The organism is Mesorhizobium quangtriensis (assembly GCF_040081925.1).
Lineage (GTDB): Bacteria > Pseudomonadota > Alphaproteobacteria > Rhizobiales > Rhizobiaceae > Mesorhizobium_K > Mesorhizobium_K quangtriensis.
Genome location: NZ_JBEBMF010000003.1, coordinates 417,737 through 436,226, shown reverse-complemented (window position 1 = coordinate 436,226; position 18,490 = coordinate 417,737). Strand labels below are relative to the sequence as shown.

At 61.8% G+C, this 18,490-nt stretch carries 19 protein-coding genes; 8 read left to right on the top strand and 11 right to left on the bottom strand.

Going from position 1 to position 18,490, the window contains the following annotated elements; all coding sequences use genetic code 11:
* Positions 1-18: 18 nt before the first annotated feature.
* The 3 genes from ABMA32_RS17895 to ABMA32_RS17885 all read right to left on the bottom strand — a co-directional run bounded on the left by ABMA32_RS17895 (position 19) and on the right by ABMA32_RS17885 (position 1,789).
* Positions 19-456: a DUF1489 family protein gene (locus ABMA32_RS17895; protein ID WP_349015161.1), complete on the bottom strand. Its 438-nt coding sequence runs from the start codon at positions 454-456 to the stop codon at positions 19-21.
* Positions 457-562: 106 nt separating this feature from the next.
* Positions 563-901, bottom strand: a complete 339-nt coding sequence (locus ABMA32_RS17890) for a hypothetical protein (protein WP_349015160.1) — start codon at positions 899-901, stop codon at positions 563-565.
* 117 nt (positions 902-1,018) lie between these two features.
* A complete protein-coding gene (locus ABMA32_RS17885; protein WP_349015159.1) occupies positions 1,019-1,789 on the bottom strand; it encodes an SDR family oxidoreductase in 771 nt (256 codons plus the stop codon).
* A gap of 241 nt (positions 1,790-2,030) precedes the next feature.
* Between ABMA32_RS17885 and ABMA32_RS17880 the strand changes: the two genes are divergently transcribed.
* A complete protein-coding gene (locus tag ABMA32_RS17880; RefSeq protein WP_425475563.1) occupies positions 2,031-2,309 on the top strand; it encodes a c-type cytochrome in 279 nt (92 codons plus the stop codon).
* Positions 2,310-2,329: 20 nt separating this feature from the next.
* Here ABMA32_RS17880 and ABMA32_RS17875 read toward each other — a convergent pair whose 3' ends face one another.
* On the bottom strand, positions 2,330-3,622 hold the full coding sequence (locus tag ABMA32_RS17875) for a DUF445 domain-containing protein (RefSeq protein ID WP_349015157.1): 1,293 nt from the start codon (positions 3,620-3,622) through the stop codon (positions 2,330-2,332).
* Positions 3,623-3,681: 59 nt separating this feature from the next.
* The gene (locus tag ABMA32_RS17870) at positions 3,682-4,269 is read right to left on the bottom strand and encodes a GNAT family N-acetyltransferase (protein ID WP_349015156.1); all 588 of its coding nucleotides are present in this window, start codon (positions 4,267-4,269) and stop codon (positions 3,682-3,684) included.
* 195 nt (positions 4,270-4,464) lie between these two features.
* Between ABMA32_RS17870 and rirA the strand changes: the two genes are divergently transcribed.
* Positions 4,465-4,929: an iron-responsive transcriptional regulator RirA gene (rirA, locus tag ABMA32_RS17865; RefSeq protein WP_349015155.1), complete on the top strand. Its 465-nt coding sequence runs from the start codon at positions 4,465-4,467 to the stop codon at positions 4,927-4,929.
* 3 nt (positions 4,930-4,932) lie between these two features.
* Here the strand turns inward: rirA and ABMA32_RS17860 are convergent, their stop codons facing one another.
* Genes ABMA32_RS17860 through hemP form a run of 5 tightly spaced genes read right to left on the bottom strand, consistent with a single transcriptional unit; the run spans position 4,933 to position 9,019 of the window.
* The gene (locus ABMA32_RS17860; protein WP_349015154.1) at positions 4,933-5,727 is read right to left on the bottom strand and encodes a heme ABC transporter ATP-binding protein; all 795 of its coding nucleotides are present in this window, start codon (positions 5,725-5,727) and stop codon (positions 4,933-4,935) included.
* A gap of 6 nt (positions 5,728-5,733) precedes the next feature.
* Positions 5,734-6,837, bottom strand: coding sequence for a FecCD family ABC transporter permease (locus tag ABMA32_RS17855; RefSeq protein ID WP_349015153.1), 1,104 nt, complete (start codon positions 6,835-6,837; stop codon positions 5,734-5,736).
* Position 6,838: 1 nt separating this feature from the next.
* A complete protein-coding gene (locus ABMA32_RS17850; RefSeq protein WP_425475556.1) occupies positions 6,839-7,732 on the bottom strand; it encodes a heme/hemin ABC transporter substrate-binding protein in 894 nt (297 codons plus the stop codon).
* Between the two features lie 10 nt (positions 7,733-7,742).
* On the bottom strand, positions 7,743-8,795 hold the full coding sequence (locus ABMA32_RS17845; RefSeq protein ID WP_349015152.1) for a hemin-degrading factor: 1,053 nt from the start codon (positions 8,793-8,795) through the stop codon (positions 7,743-7,745).
* Between the two features lie 11 nt (positions 8,796-8,806).
* A complete protein-coding gene (hemP, locus tag ABMA32_RS17840) occupies positions 8,807-9,019 on the bottom strand; it encodes a hemin uptake protein HemP (protein ID WP_349015151.1) in 213 nt (70 codons plus the stop codon).
* 204 nt (positions 9,020-9,223) lie between these two features.
* Between hemP and ABMA32_RS17835 the strand changes: the two genes are divergently transcribed.
* The 5 genes from ABMA32_RS17835 (at position 9,224) to ABMA32_RS17815 (ending at position 14,275) form a co-directional block, all read left to right on the top strand.
* The gene (locus ABMA32_RS17835; RefSeq protein ID WP_349015150.1) at positions 9,224-11,398 is read left to right on the top strand and encodes a TonB-dependent hemoglobin/transferrin/lactoferrin family receptor; all 2,175 of its coding nucleotides are present in this window, start codon (positions 9,224-9,226) and stop codon (positions 11,396-11,398) included.
* Positions 11,399-11,406: 8 nt separating this feature from the next.
* Complete coding sequence (locus ABMA32_RS17830) at positions 11,407-11,850, top strand: hypothetical protein (RefSeq protein ID WP_349015149.1); 444 nt, start codon at positions 11,407-11,409, stop codon at positions 11,848-11,850.
* A 2-nt stretch (positions 11,851-11,852) separates the two neighbouring features.
* Positions 11,853-13,484, top strand: a complete 1,632-nt coding sequence (locus tag ABMA32_RS17825) for an energy transducer TonB family protein (protein WP_349015148.1) — start codon at positions 11,853-11,855, stop codon at positions 13,482-13,484.
* A 106-nt stretch (positions 13,485-13,590) separates the two neighbouring features.
* Entirely contained in the window at positions 13,591-13,905 is a 315-nt protein-coding gene (gene hmuQ / locus ABMA32_RS17820; RefSeq protein ID WP_349015147.1) for a heme-degrading protein HmuQ, read from the top strand.
* Between the two features lies 1 nt (position 13,906).
* Complete coding sequence (locus ABMA32_RS17815) at positions 13,907-14,275, top strand: VOC family protein (RefSeq protein ID WP_349015146.1); 369 nt, start codon at positions 13,907-13,909, stop codon at positions 14,273-14,275.
* On the opposite strand, the gene putA is transcribed toward ABMA32_RS17815, so the two are convergent.
* Positions 14,272-17,898: a bifunctional proline dehydrogenase/L-glutamate gamma-semialdehyde dehydrogenase PutA gene (gene putA, locus ABMA32_RS17810; RefSeq protein WP_349015145.1), complete on the bottom strand. Its 3,627-nt coding sequence runs from the start codon at positions 17,896-17,898 to the stop codon at positions 14,272-14,274. The genes ABMA32_RS17815 and putA overlap by 4 nt on opposite strands.
* Before the next feature lie 138 nt (positions 17,899-18,036).
* On the opposite strand from putA, the gene ABMA32_RS17805 reads away from it, so the two are divergent.
* A complete protein-coding gene (locus ABMA32_RS17805; RefSeq protein WP_349015144.1) occupies positions 18,037-18,486 on the top strand; it encodes an Lrp/AsnC family transcriptional regulator in 450 nt (149 codons plus the stop codon).
* Positions 18,487-18,490 lie beyond the last annotated feature (4 nt).

Here is an 18,490-nt window from a genome sequence, read left to right as displayed (position 1 = left end):
GGCAGCGCCACGCTGACACTACAGAAGGCCGAGTTCGGCGAGTTCCTGGCGCAGCTTCGGCGGCATTGCGGCTATCTCGGCGCGCGCGCTGCCGAGATCGGCCGGAGCCTCGTTGGGCTTGAGATAACGCCAGCCCTGAAAGGCGCGCCGCGGCTGCCAGTCCGTTCGCACCACCTCGGGGTGGAGAACCAGATGGCAACGGGATATACCCTCGTCATCGACGAAGGGCCGTACGTCCAGCAAGGTCTGCCGGCACTGCACGGAACCCTTGATGACCCAATACAGCGAGCCGCCATCAAGAAGCTCCGTTCTGCGCGTGGGAACCATGCGGGTCGTGTGCCACTGCTCGACGGGTTCGCGCGCCCTGCGGCGCTGATCGAGCCGCATCGCGATCCATTCCTCTAGATCCTCGACGCTTTCGCAGCCGACGCAGAGCTTTATGAGGTTGAGAGCCATGGCTCATGATTTAGCCATGGCTCGTGGCGCGTCAATGCGGAGACGGTTTATCAACAGGGAGCGCAGTCACCTGCGGTCCTCTGTCGACGCTTCTCCGACACGCCCGTTAATCGTTCATGCCCGGCGCTTCGATAATATCGATGAACGCGCCGTTCGGTTCGAAACGGCAATCAATGCCCATGGCCTGGTCGGTATCGTCATTCTGAACCGAGCCAAGCACCAGGATCTTGCCATCGCGTTCGATAGGTGGGTTGGTGGTTATTGCGTCGAGGCTGACCTCGTACCTGGCCGCCGCCGCCTGCTGGCAAAACTCAGTCATATCTTCTTGGGGGACGATCGTCCCTGCGCCGGCGGCTTCGACGGCGCTCCCGCTCCCAAGCGTCGCGGCCAGCGCCGTGCCCGCAATTGCCAACCGAAGACAAAATTTCGACAGATATAAAGTCATCGCAGTTCCCTCCAGCCGTCACGAGCGGCATATCGCGTAAGTCGCGCCGTCTTCTCACAAATCCCGTAGCGGAACGGAACGTAATTTACGGTATTCGGAGCGTTTCGCCAGCATGGCTTATTTCGGTCCGATCCGGAAATCTGCCCCCTCCGGCAGCAACTGGCCGCCGTCCACCACGATAGTCGTGCCGGTGATATAGCTTGCCTCGTCGGAAGCGAGGTAGAGGAAGGCGTTCGCGACATCGCGCGGCGTCCCGAGCCGGCCCAGCGGGATCGAGTCCTCCATCGACTTGATGAAGCCGGCGTCGCGTTGCTCGCGGATGGCCTCCGTCATGATATTGCCGGGCTCGACCCCGTTGACGGTGATGCCGTAGCCCGAGAACTCCAGCGCGGCTGACCGGATGAACCCGTTTATGCCGGCCTTGGTCGCCGAATAGTGACCATGCCCGGGGCTGGTCACATGAGGTCCCGTGATCGAGGACGTGAACAGCATCCGGCCATAACGTTGAGCCTTCATGGGCGTCAGCGCGGCGCGCGCCGCATTGAAGGTGCCGCGCAGATTGACCGCCATGACACGGTCCCAGTCGTCTGGGCTGGTGTCCTCGATCAACTGCCAGGGGTAGATGCCGGCATTCTGGACAAGGATATCGAGACGCCCGTAGCGGTCGACCGCGGCGGCGACCGCGGCTTGCGCGTCCTCCATCTGCGAGATGTCGGTTCTAACGAATACCGCGCCGAGATCCCGGGCGGTGGCCGCACCTGCCTCGGCGAGCGAGTCAGCAAGCACAAGGCGCGCGCCTTCCCCCTCGAAGCGCTCCGCTATACCCCTGCCAATGCCGCGCGCAGCACCAATGACCAGCGCCACCTTGCCGTCCAGCCTCCCGACCATCTTGTCTCTCCTTCAGGTCTCCATCTGCCAGGAAGCGGTCCCACTTTGCCGGCCGTCGGTCAACCTTGTCGCGGGCCTCAATTTGCCCTGGATCAAAGCGGGCATGCGGCGCCGTCGCTATGGATGCCTTAGCTGACAAAGTCGTTCCCAGCGAATGAGCTTCTCAGCCGTGCATTCGAAAGGCGAAAGGACCCATCGGATGATATCTGCTCACTTCGGCTTGGCACTCGTCGTCACGCTTATGACCGTCGATGCCGCGATGGCGCTCGATCCCGCCGCGCAACGCGGCCTGACCTTTGCGAAGACGAATTGTGCGCAATGCCATTCGATCGACCCTGCCGGCCCGAGCCCGTTGTCGGTCGCACCGCCCTTTCGCGACCTCCACAAGAGGTATCCCGTCGAGGATCTGGAAGAATCTTTCGCCGAAGGTATCCGCACAGGCCATCCGAGCATGCCTGAGTTTCACCTCGAGCCCAACCAGATCGTCGATTTCATCGCTTTTCTTAAGACCCTCGAGTGATGTAGGCACTCGCCAGATATTCAGTTCAGGGAGGCGAGACGCTCGAACACGTGCAGCGCCAGCCCGGCCAAGCCGCCTATGATCATGCCGTTGAAGCGGATGTATTGCAGGTCGCGGCCGATGTTGAGTTCGACCAGACGTGTCAGCTGGCCGAGGTCCCAACGCCGCACCTGATCCGCGATGAAGGCCGATACACCACTTTTCTGGCTTTCCACGAACGAGGCCAGCGCGACGACAAAACCCTCGTTCATGTCCGCGCGGATGCGCGGATCGGCGGCGAGGTGGCGGCCGACATCCACGAACATTGAAGCGAGGTGCTGCCTGACGACGGAATTTTCGGCCACTGCATCCTGTTCGACGAAGGCGCGGAAGCTCCGCCAGATATCCGCTGCGAAGTTAGACAGCTCGGGCCGGGCCAGCAAATCCTGCTTCAGCTTTTCGGCGCGCTTCGCATATTCCTCCGACGTGCGGAGCTTGTCGATGAACTGATGGACGAAGCGATCGAATTCGTGGCGCATCGGATGATCGGGATCGTCGCGGACTTCCTCGAGAAGCGAACTCGCCGACGCGACGATCTTCTTCAGGAGGTAGGCGTCGGCGCGGAACAGATTGAACAGTGACGGCAATTCCTCGCGGATACGCTCCCGCATCGACGCAAGCGCCTGTTCGTCGTTCAGGAAGCGGCCCATAACCTTGATGAAGTCATCAAGCAGTTGCTGATGCCTCTGGTCGTCCGTGAATGCCGCAAGCAGGTCGGCAGCGAGCGGTGCAACATTCACCTTCTCGACCTCGCTGAGCGCTCTCTGTCTGAGGAAGTCACGCAGGCCCGACTGTTCGATTGCCGACAGGGTCTGGGGCACTAGCCGCGCTACGAAACGCGACAGCCCGTCGGCGCGTTCGGGCGCGGAGAGCCAGTCGGCCACAAGGGCGGCGAAATCAACTTCCTTGAGCTTTTCGCGAACCGGCTCGGGCGACAGGAAATTCGTCTCGATGAAACGTCCGAGATTTTCGGCGATGCGGGTCTGGTTTCTGGGAATGATCGCCGTGTGGGGGATCGGAAGGCCGAGCGGCCGGCGGAAGAGCGCGACGACGGCGTACCAATCGGCGATGCCGCCGATGACGGCGGCTTCCGCGAAGGCTGCGACGAAGGAAAGCCAGGGCCACTGCGCTTCAAAGATGCGGGCCGTCACGAAGATGCCTACGCAAAGGCACAAGGCGGCCGCTGCAATCGTCTTGGTTCGACGCAATGCCGCCAGCTTCTCTCGTTCTGGCTCAAAGGACGCCGTGGCGGCAAAGGCGGTAGCGGGAGGCATCAGGCCCTCTCTGCGGATTCAGGATATCCTGATACGTAGATAGGGATTTTGATCGCCACTCAATCCACGGTGGCGGCCAGCCGCTGTTTCGGCTCAAGAAGACCGGAGGCCGATCGCGAGAAAACCCTCGCCGACCGACGCAGACCCGGCTCCAGCATGGGATCGAGTTCAATGAGGCCGACAGCCTCGCCTTCCTCGAATTTCAGCGTGGCGTCGAAGTGGCGCGCCAGAGTTTTCATCGCCGCGTTCTGGGCGTGAGTCGTAACCCGAAGTTTCAAATAGCCAAGCGCCAGCGCATGGACGATCAGCCTCTCGAACAGACGCCCGCCAATGCCGCGATTCTGGAATGGTCGCTCGACGCTGAAAGCGATTTCGGCCGTCGGCTCTTCGTCCTCGGGCCGCTCGTGGATTTCGGCGGCACCCACAACTTGTTCGTTTTCGATGTAGCCGACAACTGTCGTGCCATCGGTGAAACAACGCCTAGCGTAGGTATCCAGGAACGAGTCGTCGGTCGCGCCGTTGAAACGGTCACGCCGGCTCTCCTGATCGAGCCGAAGCAGGTGATCCCTGAAGCGCGGCAAATCCGAGGGCCGCAACTGCCTGATGTCGCCTTTTTTGCCGACAATCCGTTCTGCTGGCTGTCGCATGTCGTAGTCCTCGTGGGTTCCTCCCCGAGTCGCCGACCTCCTTGGCACGCAAAATATTGTGCGCCGCAACATGAAAAGCAAGGGGCGTCGACAAAACTAGACTAAACTAATCAAGTTGATATGGCGCCTTGTCTGGAATTGTTCTAAGAAATGGGCCATATAGGGGCGAACACGATATCCGCCGAGGTTTGCTAAATGCGGCTTACACGACAGACAAACTACGCCATGCGCATCCTGATGTATTGCGCGGCCAATGACGGGCGCCTGAGCCGGATCCCGGAGATTGCCAGCGCGTACACCGTCTCCGAGCTTTTCCTGTTCAAGATCCTGCAGCCTCTCGTCGAGGCCGGTCTGGTGGAAACGGTTCGTGGCCGCAACGGCGGTGTACGCCTGGGGCGCGCGGCAGAAGACATCAGCCTGTTCGACGTCGTGCGCGTTACCGAGGAAAACTTCGCCATGGCGGAGTGCTTCGAAAACGACGCGACCGAGTGCCCGCTGGTCGATTCCTGTTCGTTGAACGCGGCATTGCGTGAGGCGCTCAATGCGTTCTTCGAAGTGCTGATGCGTCATTCGATTGCCGATCTGGTCGCTCATAAATCCAGCATGCGCGGCCTTCTCGGTATCGAGATGCCGGTCGAGCAGAGGTCGCTGGCCGGCTAACTATCAGCCAAGTCCTGCCGATTGCGGGAGCACGAACGGAGCGCCCTTCGTCGGTAGCACGCCGACCTTCAGGTTGCATTCGAACACCTCGGACATCAGGTCATCCCTGAGCACCTGATCAGGGGAGCCGGATGCTGCAAGCCGCCCATTGTGCATGACAAAAATCCGGTCGGCGAACATGGCAGTCAGGTTCAGGTCATGGAGGATTGCGACCACCCCTCCCCCTCGCGCGGCGAAATCGCGCGCAATGTTCATGATGATGAGCTGATGCTTGATGTCGAGGCTCGACACCGGTTCATCGAGGAACAGGAAGCGCGGAACGGCATCGAGCACAGGCTCCCAGACCTGACAGAGAACGCGGGCAAGCTGTACGCGCTGCTGCTCGCCGCCTGAAAGCTCCTGATAAAACCGCCCGGCGAAGCCTTCCAGGTCGACGCGTGCAAGCGCGCGTTCGGGCAGTGGTTCCGTTTCGCCTGCGACCGCGCCCGACCGGCCGCCAGTCAGGCCGAGCTTGACGATCTCGCGAACGGTGAATGGAAAGGACAGCGCGGTGGACTGCGGCAGCACCGCCCGATGAGACGCTGCCTGCCACGACTTCATTGCCGAGAGATCGTAGCCGTTGAGGGTAATACGGCCGGTGTAGGCAAGCTCGCCGGACAGCGCTTTCAGGAAAGTGGTTTTTCCGGAACCGTTCGGTCCCAACATCGCGACGAGTTCGCCGGGACGGACATCGAAATCGACGCCGCCGATGATCCGGCGGCGGCCGATGGAAACGGAAATATCGCGCGCTTCGATCATGGTCGCCTACAGGTCCAGAACGCCGCGTCGGCGCAGGAGTATCCACAGGAAGAACGGCGCGCCGACGATCGCAGTGACGATGCCGATCGGCAATTCCGCGGGCGCGACGATCGTGCGGCTGACCGCGTCGGCAAGCAGCAGCATGCAGGCGCCAAGCAGGGCGGAGGCCGGCAGCAGATAGCGATTGTCGGGACCGATCAGAAGCCGCAGCAGATGTGGCACCACGATACCAACGAAGCCGATGCCACCGCTGACGGCCACCGATGACCCGACCGCCGCCGACACCGCAACGATCGCCACATATTTCAGACGCTGGATTGGGATGCCAAGGTGGCTGGCAGCAGCCTCGCCAAGGGCCAATGCGTTGAGGCCCCGCGCTAGGAACGGGGTTGCCAGTAAGGCGATAATGATGATTGGCGAAACCATTGCGATCTTCTGCCATGTTGCGCCGGCAAGCGAACCGAGCTGCCAGAAGGTGAGATCGCGCAGCTGCCTGTCATCAGCCAGAAAGACCAGAATGCCGGTGAGCGCCATCGCAAGCGCACCGAGCGCGATGCCCGCAAGCAACATCGTGGCGACGGAGGTTCGCCCCTGTCGCGTCGAAATCAGATAAAGGACGAAGGTCGTCACCAGTCCGCCGACGAATGCGGCAAACGGCAGCGCGAATGTGCCGAAGACGGCGGTGAGCGGTGAGAGAACCGTCGCTCCCAGCACGATAACAGAGACCGCGCCGAGGCTCGAACCCGCCGAAACGCCGACGAGGCCGGGGTCCGCAAGCGGATTGCGGAACAGGCCCTGGAGTACGGCGCCGGAAACGGCCAGAGCCGCGCCGACGAGAACGCCAAGAATCACGCGCGGCAGACGGATGTCGTAGACGATCATGCTGTCGCGCATGGAAAGCGGATCAGCCGATGACGACGCGAAGAGCCAGCCGCGCACCACCGCCCAGGCAGACGCATCGGACGCACCAGAGGCAAGGCTGAAAAGCGCCGTGGCCAGCAACAAGATTGCAAGCGCGCCGATAGCTGCGCGCGCCCGCAATGAGCGATCCCCGGCAGGCGCCGCTTCCCGTCTGGCGCCGTTTGCGCCGGCAATAACCGCGACAGGCATCTCAGCCCTTGATCTGGTCGCCGTAGAGGGCGGTCGCGAGATCGCGGATCGCGCCTGCGGTGCGCGGGCCAAAGCCGAGCAGATAGCTTCCGTCGATGCGAACGACATGCTTCGCCTGCCCTGCCGGCGTCGGGGCAATGGCAGGATGCGCGAATAGTTCGGCATTGGCGACGCTGTGGTCTCCGCCACGATCCATCATCAGGATGATATCGGGGTTGGCTACGATCGCGGCCTCGTCGGTCAGTTGCTTGTAGCCATCGAAGCCTTCGACAGCATTGATGCCGCCTGCAAGTTGGATGATGCCATCCGCTGCGGAGTTTCCCCCCGCCGCGAGAATCTTGCCGCCCTGCAGCGACAGAATGAAGAGGACGCGCTTCTTCTGGGGCACGTGTGCCGTCAACTGTTCGGCCGCCGAGAGGTCCTTGTCCACCTCGGCGGAAAGCTCCGAGGCCTTCTGGTCAACGCCGAGCGCCTCGCCGACGACGCGGATTTTCTCCAGGATGCCTGCATGATCATAGGTGTCGGGCACGGTGATGACGGGCACGCTCGCCTTCTTGAGGACGTCGATCGCCTCCTTCGGCCCGCTGCCTTCCAGAAGGAGGATGCCGGTTGGATTGACCGACAGGACGCCTTCGGGCGAGAGGCCGCGCATGTAGCCCACGTCGGGAAGTTTGGTCGCGTCTTCGGGATAGGTGCTCGTCGAATCGCGCGCGACCAGTTTGTCCTGCTCGCCGAGCACATAGACGATCTCGGTGATGGAACCGCCTACCGAAGCGATGCGCGACTTGTCCTGGAAGACCGTCTGGCCTTCCTCGGCCAGACTGGAACCCGCCGTCAGCAAAACACAGAGCGACGCGACGCGGCCCGCCCGCAGGAACAAACCCATACTCTTCATCGAACTTTCCTCAGGCGGCTGTCCGGGACAGGGTGCGCGGCAGATTTTCAGCAAGGAACCGCCAGTCGTCGCGTTCCCTTTCGCCTTCATGGCGCTGACCGAAGAACTGAATGATCAGTTCGTGGTTCGCGTCATACGCCTCGATCGACGTCACATGCCCGTCCTTGGTCGGCTTGCGCACGGCCCAAAGTTCGACGACGTGGTCCATGCGCAGGTGAAGATGGAAGGTCTCGTCCAGCACGTTGATCCACGGCCCCATCGTCTTGATGTTGGAGACCGGGCCGGAGTGAATCTGGATGCAGCCGCGATTGCCAACGAAGCACATGATCGGAACGCCGTTGGAGGCCGCGAGATTGAACATCGTTTCCAGGCTCTCACCGGCGAGCTCCCAGGCGTAGTCGGCCCCGATCATGCGCAGTGCCTGATGACGCGAGAGCTTGAGCGCCTTCAGCATGCCGAAGAACTGATGCACGTCCGTCATGGAGCTCCAGCGGTCGCGCAGCTCCTCGGCGCTGCCCGGCTCGCCCGCCGGCTTGGGCGTGTCGATGCCTTTCAGCGAAACCGTCGGCGACTGGTCGATCGAGACCAGGCTGGCAACGAGCTTTTGATATGCATAGAGGTTGGAGGCGGGCCGCAGGTGCACCTTGTGAACTGCATCGCCGGCGTCATCGAAGAACTGCAGGGAACGCCTGATCTCGTCGCCGTCGCGCTTCTCCACGGCAAAGCCGTGAGCCCATATCTTCGGGAAGATGCGCAGGTCGATATGCTCGCCGAGGACGAGGGCGGCATGCTCGCCGGCCTGCACCTTGTCGTAGACGCCGATCTTTTCGTGGACCGCGCTCTCGTTTCTGGTCAGCGCCAAGACTTCGCCGACGGCTTCCAGCCCGAGCAGCACGTCATTGACGCGCGGCTCGATACGCTGGACGCCATCACCGCAGTGCGCCGCCACAAGCTCGGCTTCGGAGATGCCGAGCTGGGCGGCGAGTTCACGTTCCCGCATCTTGGGGTTGTCCGCACGAGCGGTCCTGATCTCGTGCGGTGCGGGTTTGACGCGCTGGTCCATATGCTGACTGCCTACTTGTTGAGAATGAGCTTGCCTTGGCGGGTGATCTTCAGGCGGTAGAGCGACCCGCCGTGGTTGATGCCGATTTCATAAAGGCCGTTGAAGAGCGACTCGCTGGTAACAGTGCGCGATGGCAGTCGGGGGGGCGCGTAGTGTTGCACGTGCTCTTCCTGCACGGGACGGCGTGACCGGAACCTGAAATCATTCTGGTTATGCGTATTCATAATCCGCTCCTTTCCAATGTCGGCTGGGCCGATTTGTCCGACCGGGCTGAAACGTGATTTGATTTCTTGACTCGAATAATCATGTTTATTAGTCAGTGCAATACCGGACTAAATGAGTCAACATTTAAAGCATTCCGGGGACCATGAAAGTGCGAGCGAGCTCCATGCCAGCCAGCATTGAAATTCAGGCATTGGAGTTGGGACATGGGGATGGTCGGTCGAAATATGGCGGTTCTGCTTGGCGGGGCCGCGATGACGATCTTGTTGGATTCACAGCCGGGCTGGGCACAGCAGGCTGCACAACCGACGACGGAAAAAACGGTCCGCACGGAGACGTCTAGCGAAGCGACGCAAGGGACCAATACAGCGCGGGGCACCACCGCGCTCGACAAGATCACCATCGTCAGCCGGACCGGCGAAAGCGCGATCGAACAGATGGCCTCGGCCAGCCAAGTGGATCAGGCACAGCTCGAACGGCGAATGGCGACTGTACCCCAGGACATTCTTTTTGGCATCCCCGGGACGACGATGCAAACCGACGCAAACCGAACGGCTTCCAGCGTCAACATAAGGGGCCTTCAGGATTTCGGCCGCGTAGCCGTCATCGTCGATGGTGCGCGGCAGAATTTCCAGCGTTCGGGTCATGGCACCCAGTCGATGTTCTGGCTGGACCCCGAGCTTGTGCAGCAGGTCGATGTCATCCGCGGCCCCGTTGCGAATACCTATGGATCCGGAGCGATCGGCGGCGTCGTCATGTTTGACACAAAGGACGCCAACGACTTCCTCCGAGACGGCGAAACCTGGGGTGGTTCGGTCACAGGCCAATACGAGACCAACGGTAACGGTTGGACAACCAGCGGGACCGGTGCGTACCGCTTCAGCGAGGCGTTCGATGTGCTAGGCAACATCGTCTGGCGCGACTACGACGAATATAAGGATGGCAATGGCGACTATGTCGCCGGAAGCGGTTTCGACGTGCTGAGCGGCATGCTCAAATCATCCATCCGCCCCACCGAAAACAGCGAGTTGAAGCTGGGCTGGATCGGATCGGACGACAGCTGGACCGAGAGCGGCGACACGTACCAGCTGGACAGCAGGCAGAACACCTTCACCGGCCGCTACAACATCAAGGACGAGAACGAGAGCTGGCTCGACCTGCATATCAACGTTGCATACAACAAGGCAAACCTGGACCAAACCTATCTCAGGGACGTCCCGCGTTTTAGTTCGATTGACGGGTCGGCGATCATCGTGCCCGCGGGTTCGCAGACCACTTATCAGGTTGAGACTCCCAGCCTGGACCTCTGGAACACATCACGGTTCGACACTGGCGCCGTTGCGCATGAGCTTACCTATGGCGGCGACTGGGTTCAGGATGATGTTGTGACCACCAGCCCGGAAGGCGGAAGCGACATCTACACCCCGTCAGGAAAACGGCGCGTATCGGGTGCCTATGTCCAGGAAAAGCTTACCTGGGAATGGCTCGAAGTCGTCGGAGCGCTCCGGTACGACAGCTACAAACTCGATAGCGATGTCGGAGAAGCGAGTGGTGACCGGATATCACCTCGAATCACGGTGGGCGTATCGCCTTTCGAGCAGATCGGGCTGGATGGCCTTCAGGTCTACGGTACCTATGCCGAGGGCTATCGTTCGCCGTCGCTCTCGGAGACGCTGATCAGCGGCTTGCACCCGAATGGCGTGGTGTTCCCGTTCCTACCCAATCCAGATCTCAAGCCTGAAACTGCTCGTACCGTCGAATTCGGCGTGAACTACAGCCGCGACGGCGTGTTTCAGGCCGATGACAGCCTTCGGTTGAAAGCTGCTTACTTCAACAACGACATTGACGACTACATCGGCGGCGCGACGATTTCGCGCTTCGATGGCAATCCGGCCTGTCCGTTCGTTTTCCCAATTCCCGCAGTGCCTATCTGCTACCAGTACCAGAACTTCGCCAATGCCAAGATAAACGGCTTCGAACTCGAGAGCTTTTATGAGGCAGGTTGGGGCTTCGGAGGCCTGTCGGTGTCGATCATAGACGGGCACACGATCTCCTACGAAGGCGAGCGTGAGGACCTGTCGACCATTCCTTCCTCTCAGGTCACCGCGCAACTTGGCTTCAAGTTTCTCGACGACAAGCTGATCGCGGGCGGTGAGGTGCAGTACAACGGTGCGCCAGCAGGCAACGCGATTGCGCGGGACTATACCCTGGTCAACCTGTTTGCCTCGTACCAGGCAACCGACGATCTGAAATTCAATGCGCGCGTCGATAACCTGTTCGACGTGAACTACACGAATCCGCTCAATGCCTCGACGACCACAATCGTCTATGAACCTGGAATATCGTTCAAGCTCGCGGCCACAATGCGGTTCGGGAGCTGACCTTTACGATGTGCATCAGGCAATCTGCCACAATCACAGCCGCGGCTTTGTTCGCCGCGGCTTCGCCCGTTCTGGCTCAGGATCAGTTTTCGCCGGCCGACACACCCGCCCTCGTGCTCGAACTGAACGGGGCGCAGCCCTCCGACAAGGGATGCCGTCTGACCTTCGTGGTGACAAATAATCTCGGCTCTGAACTAACCAAGGCAGCGTTCGAAATCGCGCTTTTCAACAACACAGGCGTGGTCGACCGTCTCACCGTGCTCGACTTCAACGAACTTCCCGCAGGCAAGACCAAGGTCGCGCGTTTCGACCTTTCTGGGACGGACTGCACGAAGATCAGCCGTGTGCTGATCAATCACGCGACGGAGTGCACCGGTGCCGGCATCGAACCGAAAGCGTGCCTGAGCAAGCTTAAGCCGGAAACGAAGTCGGCCATCGTCTTCGGTGTGTAGCCGTGGCGTTGGGCGTTGAACCAGTCTTTGCATCCGGCGGGCCGGCTTGGCCGCTCGCCGGCATGCCGGCTGGATTCGAGCCCGACGACCCGGATCTCGATATCCCGCACCACGCCATAAGGAATGGCGCGAGGGAAGCGCCTGAACGGCATTTTCCGGTCCATCGGGATCATTCAGTCACCCATACCGCAACTGAGCCGCTCGCGCCGACGAAGCCTCTTCCGAAAGGCGGCAAATGGAACCTCGCTATTGTCGCTTCGTGCATTTTCCACGCGGCCATAGCTGGCTTCTTTCTTTACGCAGTCGATGAAGCCGTCCTGATGGAGGGAGCAGATTTTTCCGGCGTAGCCTATCTCGGGTCCGGCGAAGATCAGATCAAGGCCGGCGAAGTCTCTGAGAACGTCGACGACGCTGTCGATGTCACGATGGTGACGATGCTGCAGGCAAAGCCGGTTGAAACCGTCGAGGCCGAAGCTGTTCCTGTTGAGGACGCAGCAGAGCCTATGCAGACGGTGGAGGCGGTTACGGCCGAAGCCGAAATGTTGCAGCCCGTTTCCGGACCGCCGGCCCAGCAGGTCGCGGAGGCAAGGGTTGAGCCAGCGAACTCCGAGCAGACTGAGGTTGTGCGCGCCGAACCGGAGCAAGCCGTGCAGCCCGAGGCTGTCCAGCCCGAACCCATCGAAAGCAAGCCTGCACCGACCGTGACCGAGCAGGTTCCCGAGGTCCACGCGACGGATCGCGTGGAACTGGTTGATGAAGTCAACGTCGTCCAGAGGCAAACCGAGGTGCAAGCCGCTGAATCGGTCGAGGCCGAGGAGACCGCAAAGGCGCAGCCCACGGAAACGGAAGCAACTCAAGCGGTGACGGCTGCCGAAGCGCCGTTGATGCCGGCCGACTCGCAGCCGACAGAAGCCGTTCAGACCGAATGGCTGGACGCTCCAAAAGCCGACGCCGCCGAAAGCTCCAAAGTCCAAACCACGGAAACCACACAGGCAGAACCGAACAAAACAGAGGTCGTAAAGGCCGAGGCAGTCGAGACGCCGCACGAGGCGCCAAAGCCCGAGGCAAAGCCGCAGCGGGCAGCGGAAGCCAAGCCGATCGAGCAACCTGCCGAACGCAAAGCTGCTGAGCAGGCGCAACCGAAAGAGGCGCTTAAAAAGGAAGCCGCCAAGACTAAGCCCGAAAAGAAAGTTGCCGAGGGCAAGAAAGCCGCCGAGAAGGCAGAGCCGAAAAAGACGCGTTTGGGCAATGGCGGCCAGAGCCATGCCAACACAAGGCGCGGACAAGCCGACGGCCAGGAAAAGGGCGACAGCAAGCAGGCGAGCAAGGGAGGCTCGAAGAACGGCGAAGTCGGCAACGCAGCCGTCTCGAATTACCCCGGCAAGGTCCGCTCGAAGCTGGTGCGGGCCGCGCGCTCCGTGCGGGCCAAGGGAAAGGGCGAGGTCGTCGTCTCCTTTGCCGTGAGCTCCAGCGGCAACGTGCACTCGGCCAGGGTCGCACGCAGTTCGGGCGTGGCGTCGGTCGACCAGGCGGCGTTGCAAGCCGTCAGGAAAGCTGCGCCCTTCCCGCCCATTCCGGTCAATGCCGGACGCTCAAGTTGGGAGTTTTTGGTCCCGCTGGCGTTCATGCGCTAGCTCACCGCAAAGGCTACCGTGTTCGCTTTCGGCAGCGAGCGACCAAGCACCTTCCGCGTCCACCCAATCAGGTCTAACAACAAAAGCATCAATCGAAAGGAACGCCATGTTTATCGCTATGAACCGCTTCAAGGTGAAGAAGGGCTCGGAGGAGGCTTTCGAGAATATCTGGAAGAACCGCGATTCGACGCTGCACGAGATGACCGGCTTCAAGCAGTTCCATCTGCTGCGCGGGCCGGAAAACGAGGCCGAGGGCTATACCCTGTTCGCCTCGCACACCGTCTGGGCGAGCAAGGACGATTTCGTCGCATGGACCAAGTCGGAGAATTTCCGCGCCGCGCACCGCAACGCTGGTTCCAACGACGTGCACTACATGGGACATCCCAATTTCGAGGGCTTCTCGGTCGTCGAGGGTGCCTGACTTGTCGCCCGCTGATCCTGCAAGGACCATTCCGGTCCTGCCTTCGCCGGATATTGGCGCGACGAAGGCCGCCTTCTACCGCGACAGCCTCGGCTTCGCGGTCGTCGGTCCCGAAGTGGACAACTACCTGATCGTCCGGCGCGACGAGATGGAGTTCCATTTCTGGTTGGCCGAAGACCGGAGGCTGCCGGAAGTTCCCTCCTGCTACATTCGCGGCGGTCAGGTTTCAGCACTTTACGCGGAGTTCTCCGAGCGCGGCTTCGATCGGCTCAGCGAATTTACGGTGCGGCAGTGGAACATGAAGGAATTCTATGTCCACGATCCGCACGGCAACCTGCTGAGGCTCGGCTGCGCTCCAGAAGAGGCCTAACCAGCGCCTGCAAGCAGGCTGGCATTACCGCCCGCGGCTGTCGTATCCACGCAGACCGAGCGTTCGTGGGCATAGGCTGCCGGGTAGATCGCCTCGTTGACCAGCGGCACGATGGGACCATCCCTTTCGCCCAACGCCTGACGGACGGCACGCGCGGTTTCAGTGCCACCTGAGAAGGCGACGACATCGATGTCGAGCGCCTTCAAATCCGCAAGGTCGACCGCACCGTCGAATGCCACAACCGGCAGGCCTTTGCCGGTCAGCGATGCGAGCGCGGCGGCTGCGCCGGGCGCGACTGCCAGCACTGCGTTGCCAGCAGCTAGCGCCTGAATCGCCTGCGCAAGAAGCGTTTCATCGTCCTGCCCCAGGCACAGAACCCGGCCGCGCGGCACAAGCGTCAACGTGTTTGCCTCGCCGGTCGGGCCAGGGAGATCAATAGGTCCGAAATCGAGCGCGGCGGCAGCCTTTATCGCCTCACCGCCCTTGCCTCGCAGGTGTTTTCGCAGAACCGCGATGCGGTCGGTGCGAGCCGACCAGCCGCCAAGGGCAGGATCGGGCATATTGTCCCGGAGGGTCCTGGAAGCAACATCGGCGACGGTCTGGTCACCCGCATTGTTGCCGAAATCTTCGTTCGCGGACTTGCGGAAACGGCGCAGATAATGTGGTCCGCCCGCCTTTGGCCCGGTGCCCGAAAGCCCCTCCCCGCCGAAAGGCTGGGAACCGACAACGGCACCTATCTGGTTGCGGTTGACGTAGATATTGCCTGCGTGGATGCCGTCCACGATGTGCTGGACGCGCGCCTCGATGCGGGTGTGCAGCCCGAAGGTCAGGCCATAGCCCTTGCGGTTGATTGCGGCAATCACGCCGTCGATCTCGTCAGCGTCGAAGGTCGCGACATGTAGCACCGGGCCGAAAATCTCGCGGTCCATCTCCTCGATGCTTGAAACCCGGAAGATGTGCGGGGCGACGAAACGACCGCCAGACGGTGCATCCAGCCTGGCGATCAGGCGACCCTTCGCTTCCATACCGGCGCAATAGTCACCGATCGACTGCTGGGCCTCCGCGTCGATCAGCGGGCCGACATCCGTTGCGATCTCCCAGGGATCCCCGACGACCAGCGTCTCCATCGCGCCTGTCAACATTTCCAGCATCTTCTTCTCGACGTCCTTCTGGACGTAGATAATCCGCAGCGCCGAGCAGCGCTGTCCTGCGCTCTGGAAGGCAGAAGCCAGGATATCCCTCACCGCCTGTTCCGGCAGCGCGGTGGAATCGACGATCATCGCGTTGAGCCCGCCTGTCTCGGCGATGAGCATGGCATCGGGCGCGGCCGTATTGGCGAGCTGGCGCTCGATGGCCTTGGCGACATCGGTCGAGCCGGTGAAGCAGACGCCTGATATGCGCGGATCGGCCGTCAGCGGTGCACCGACATTTGGGCCATCGCCTGGCAGAAGCTGGATAACGTCCTCGGGTATGCCGGCCTCGCGCAACAGGGTGACGGCGCGCGCCGCGATCAGAGGTGTCTGCTCCGCGGGCTTGGCGATGACGGTGTTGCCGGTGACCAACGCAGCTGCGATCTGCCCGGTGAAGATGGCGAGCGGGAAATTCCACGGCGAGATGCAGACGATCGCACCGCGCGCCTGCGTCCCCTGCTCCACGCTGGCGGCCTCGGCAGCATAGTAGCGCAGGAAGTCCACCGCCTCGCGCACTTCGGCAATGCCATCCGCGAGGCTCTTGCCTGCCTCGCGCGTGCAGAGCGAGTAGAACTGGAAGGCGTTCTCTTCGTAAAGGTCAGCGGCTCGGCGCAGGATCGCGGCGCGCTCTGCAACCGGGCGGGCAGCCCAGCGCGGCTGCGTCTCTACCGCTATCTCGACAGCGACGGAAACAGCCTCCGGCTTCGTCTCTGTGACGGTTCCGACGAGATCTTCGATACGTGCAGGATTCGCAACAGTACGCAATGGCCCCTTGGCGTCTGCGCGGGTGATGGGCGCCGCTTGCCAACGATCCGCGCCGGCAAAGGCGTCCTTCGCCTTGTCGATCTTCTCCAAAGTCACCGGATCTGTGATATCCCAGCCCTGCGCATTGATGCGGCTGCCACCGAAGATCGACGCGGGTTTCGGAATCGCTGTGTTGGAGGCCGGCCCCTGTTCGGCCACCAGTTCGAACGGATCGCGCGCGATCATTTCCGGCGGCACGTCCTCGTCGGTCAACTGATGCACGAATGAGGAATTCGCGCCGTTCTCCAGCAAGCGGCGAACCAGATAGGCAAGCAGGTCGGAATGGGCGCCGACCGGCGCGTAGATGCGGGTGCGCGTGCCTTCGGCCTTGCGCACGGCCTCGTGAAGCTGTTCGCCCATGCCATGCAGGCGCTGGAACTCGAAACTGGTCTTGTCGTGGGCCATGGCGAGGATCGCTGCAACGGTATGCGCGTTGTGGGTGGCAAACTGCGGATAGATGCGGTCCGTCATCGAGAGAAGCTTGCGGGCGCAGGCGATGTAGGAGACGTCGGTGTTGGGCTTGCGCGTGAAGACGGGATAGCCCGGCAGGCCAAGGACCTGCGCGCGCTTGATCTCGGTGTCCCAGTAAGCGCCCTTGACGAGGCGCACCATGATGCGGCGGTCGAGCTTGGTCGCCAGCGCATGCAGCCAGTCGATGACGAAGGCGCAGCGCGGACCGTAGGCCTGCACGACCACGCCGAAGCCATCCCAACCGGCAAGTTGCGGATCGGCAAGCACGCGCTCGATCACGTCGAGCGAGAGGTCGAGCCGGTCGGCCTCCTCCGCGTCGATGTTGAGGCCCATGCGGGCATCGCGCGCTGCAATCGCCAGAGCGAGAAGGCGATCAGCCATGACGGGAAGCATCGTGTCGCGCTGGGATTGTTCGTAGCGTGGATGGATGGCCGACAGCTTGACCGAGATGCCCGGGTTGTAGCGGATGTCGTCGCCGGCCGCATGTTTGGCCAAGGCAGCGATAGCGTCCTGATAAGCCTTGAAGTAGCGCAACGCGTCGGCCTCGGTGCGCGCCGCCTCGCCCAGCATGTCGTAGGAGTAAAGATAGCCCTTGGACGTCATCGGCTTGCCGCGCTTGACGGCCTCCGCAATTGTGCGACCGAGGACAAACTGCTCGCCCATTTCGCGCATGGCGGCAGCGACGGCAGTGCGGATAACCGGTTCGCCAAGGCGGCGCACCATGGAGCGGAGGGTACGCTCGATGCCCCCCTCGCCTTCGTCCAGAACGCGGCCGGTCAGCATCAGCGCCCATGTGGAGGCGTTGACGAAGATCGACGCCGAGCTTCCCGAGTGAGCAGACCAGTCCTGCGGGGCGATCTTGTCGCGGATCAACTCGTCCATCGTTTCCGTGTCCGGCACACGCAGCAGCGCTTCGGCGAGACACATGAGCGCCACGCCTTCCTTGGTCGAAAGGCCGTAAGCGGAGAGAAATACCTCCATCAGACGCGGATCCGAGGAGGTGCGCACGGCCTTCACCAGTTCGGTAGCGTGGCCGGAGATCGCCGCGCGCTCGGTCTCGTTTAGCGCGGCCGTGCCGATCAGGCGCTGCAGCGCCTTGTCCTCATCAGGAAGGTAGTTGGCGCGGATTTGGGTGCGAAGGGCTGCAAGCGTCGGCATGAAGGAAATCCCGGCAATGACAACGGCCTGACCCTAGCACATCAGGCGATTTCGCAGCGGTCTGAAAATATTCACGTAACAATACAAACGACCTAAATTAGTGTTCCAATTTTGCCGAATCTGATCATCTATTGCCTCATGACAGATCAATTGGACCGCCTCGATCGCAACATCATAGCCGCGCTCGGACGCGAGGGGCGGCTCTCGATGGCCGAACTCGCCGCTCAGGTCGGCCTGTCGAAGACCCCCGTGCAGGCACGCGTAAAGCGGCTGGAGAAGGACGGCTACATTCGCGGCTATTCCGCAGTCATCGACCGCGAACGCATGGGCGAAGGCCATGTCGCGTTCGTGCAGGTCAAGCTCTCCGATACGCGCTCGGCCGCGCTGGACGCCTTCAATCGCGCCGTACAGGGCGTGCCGGAGATAGAGCAGTGCCATATGATGGCGGCTAGCTTCGACTATCTGCTGAAGGTCCGCACCGCCGACATCGCCTCCTATCGCCGGGTGCTTGGCGAGCGCATCTCTGCCCTGCCCCACGTTGCGCAGACCTCAACCTTCGTCGCGATGGAGACGGTGAAGGACCGCTGAGCGG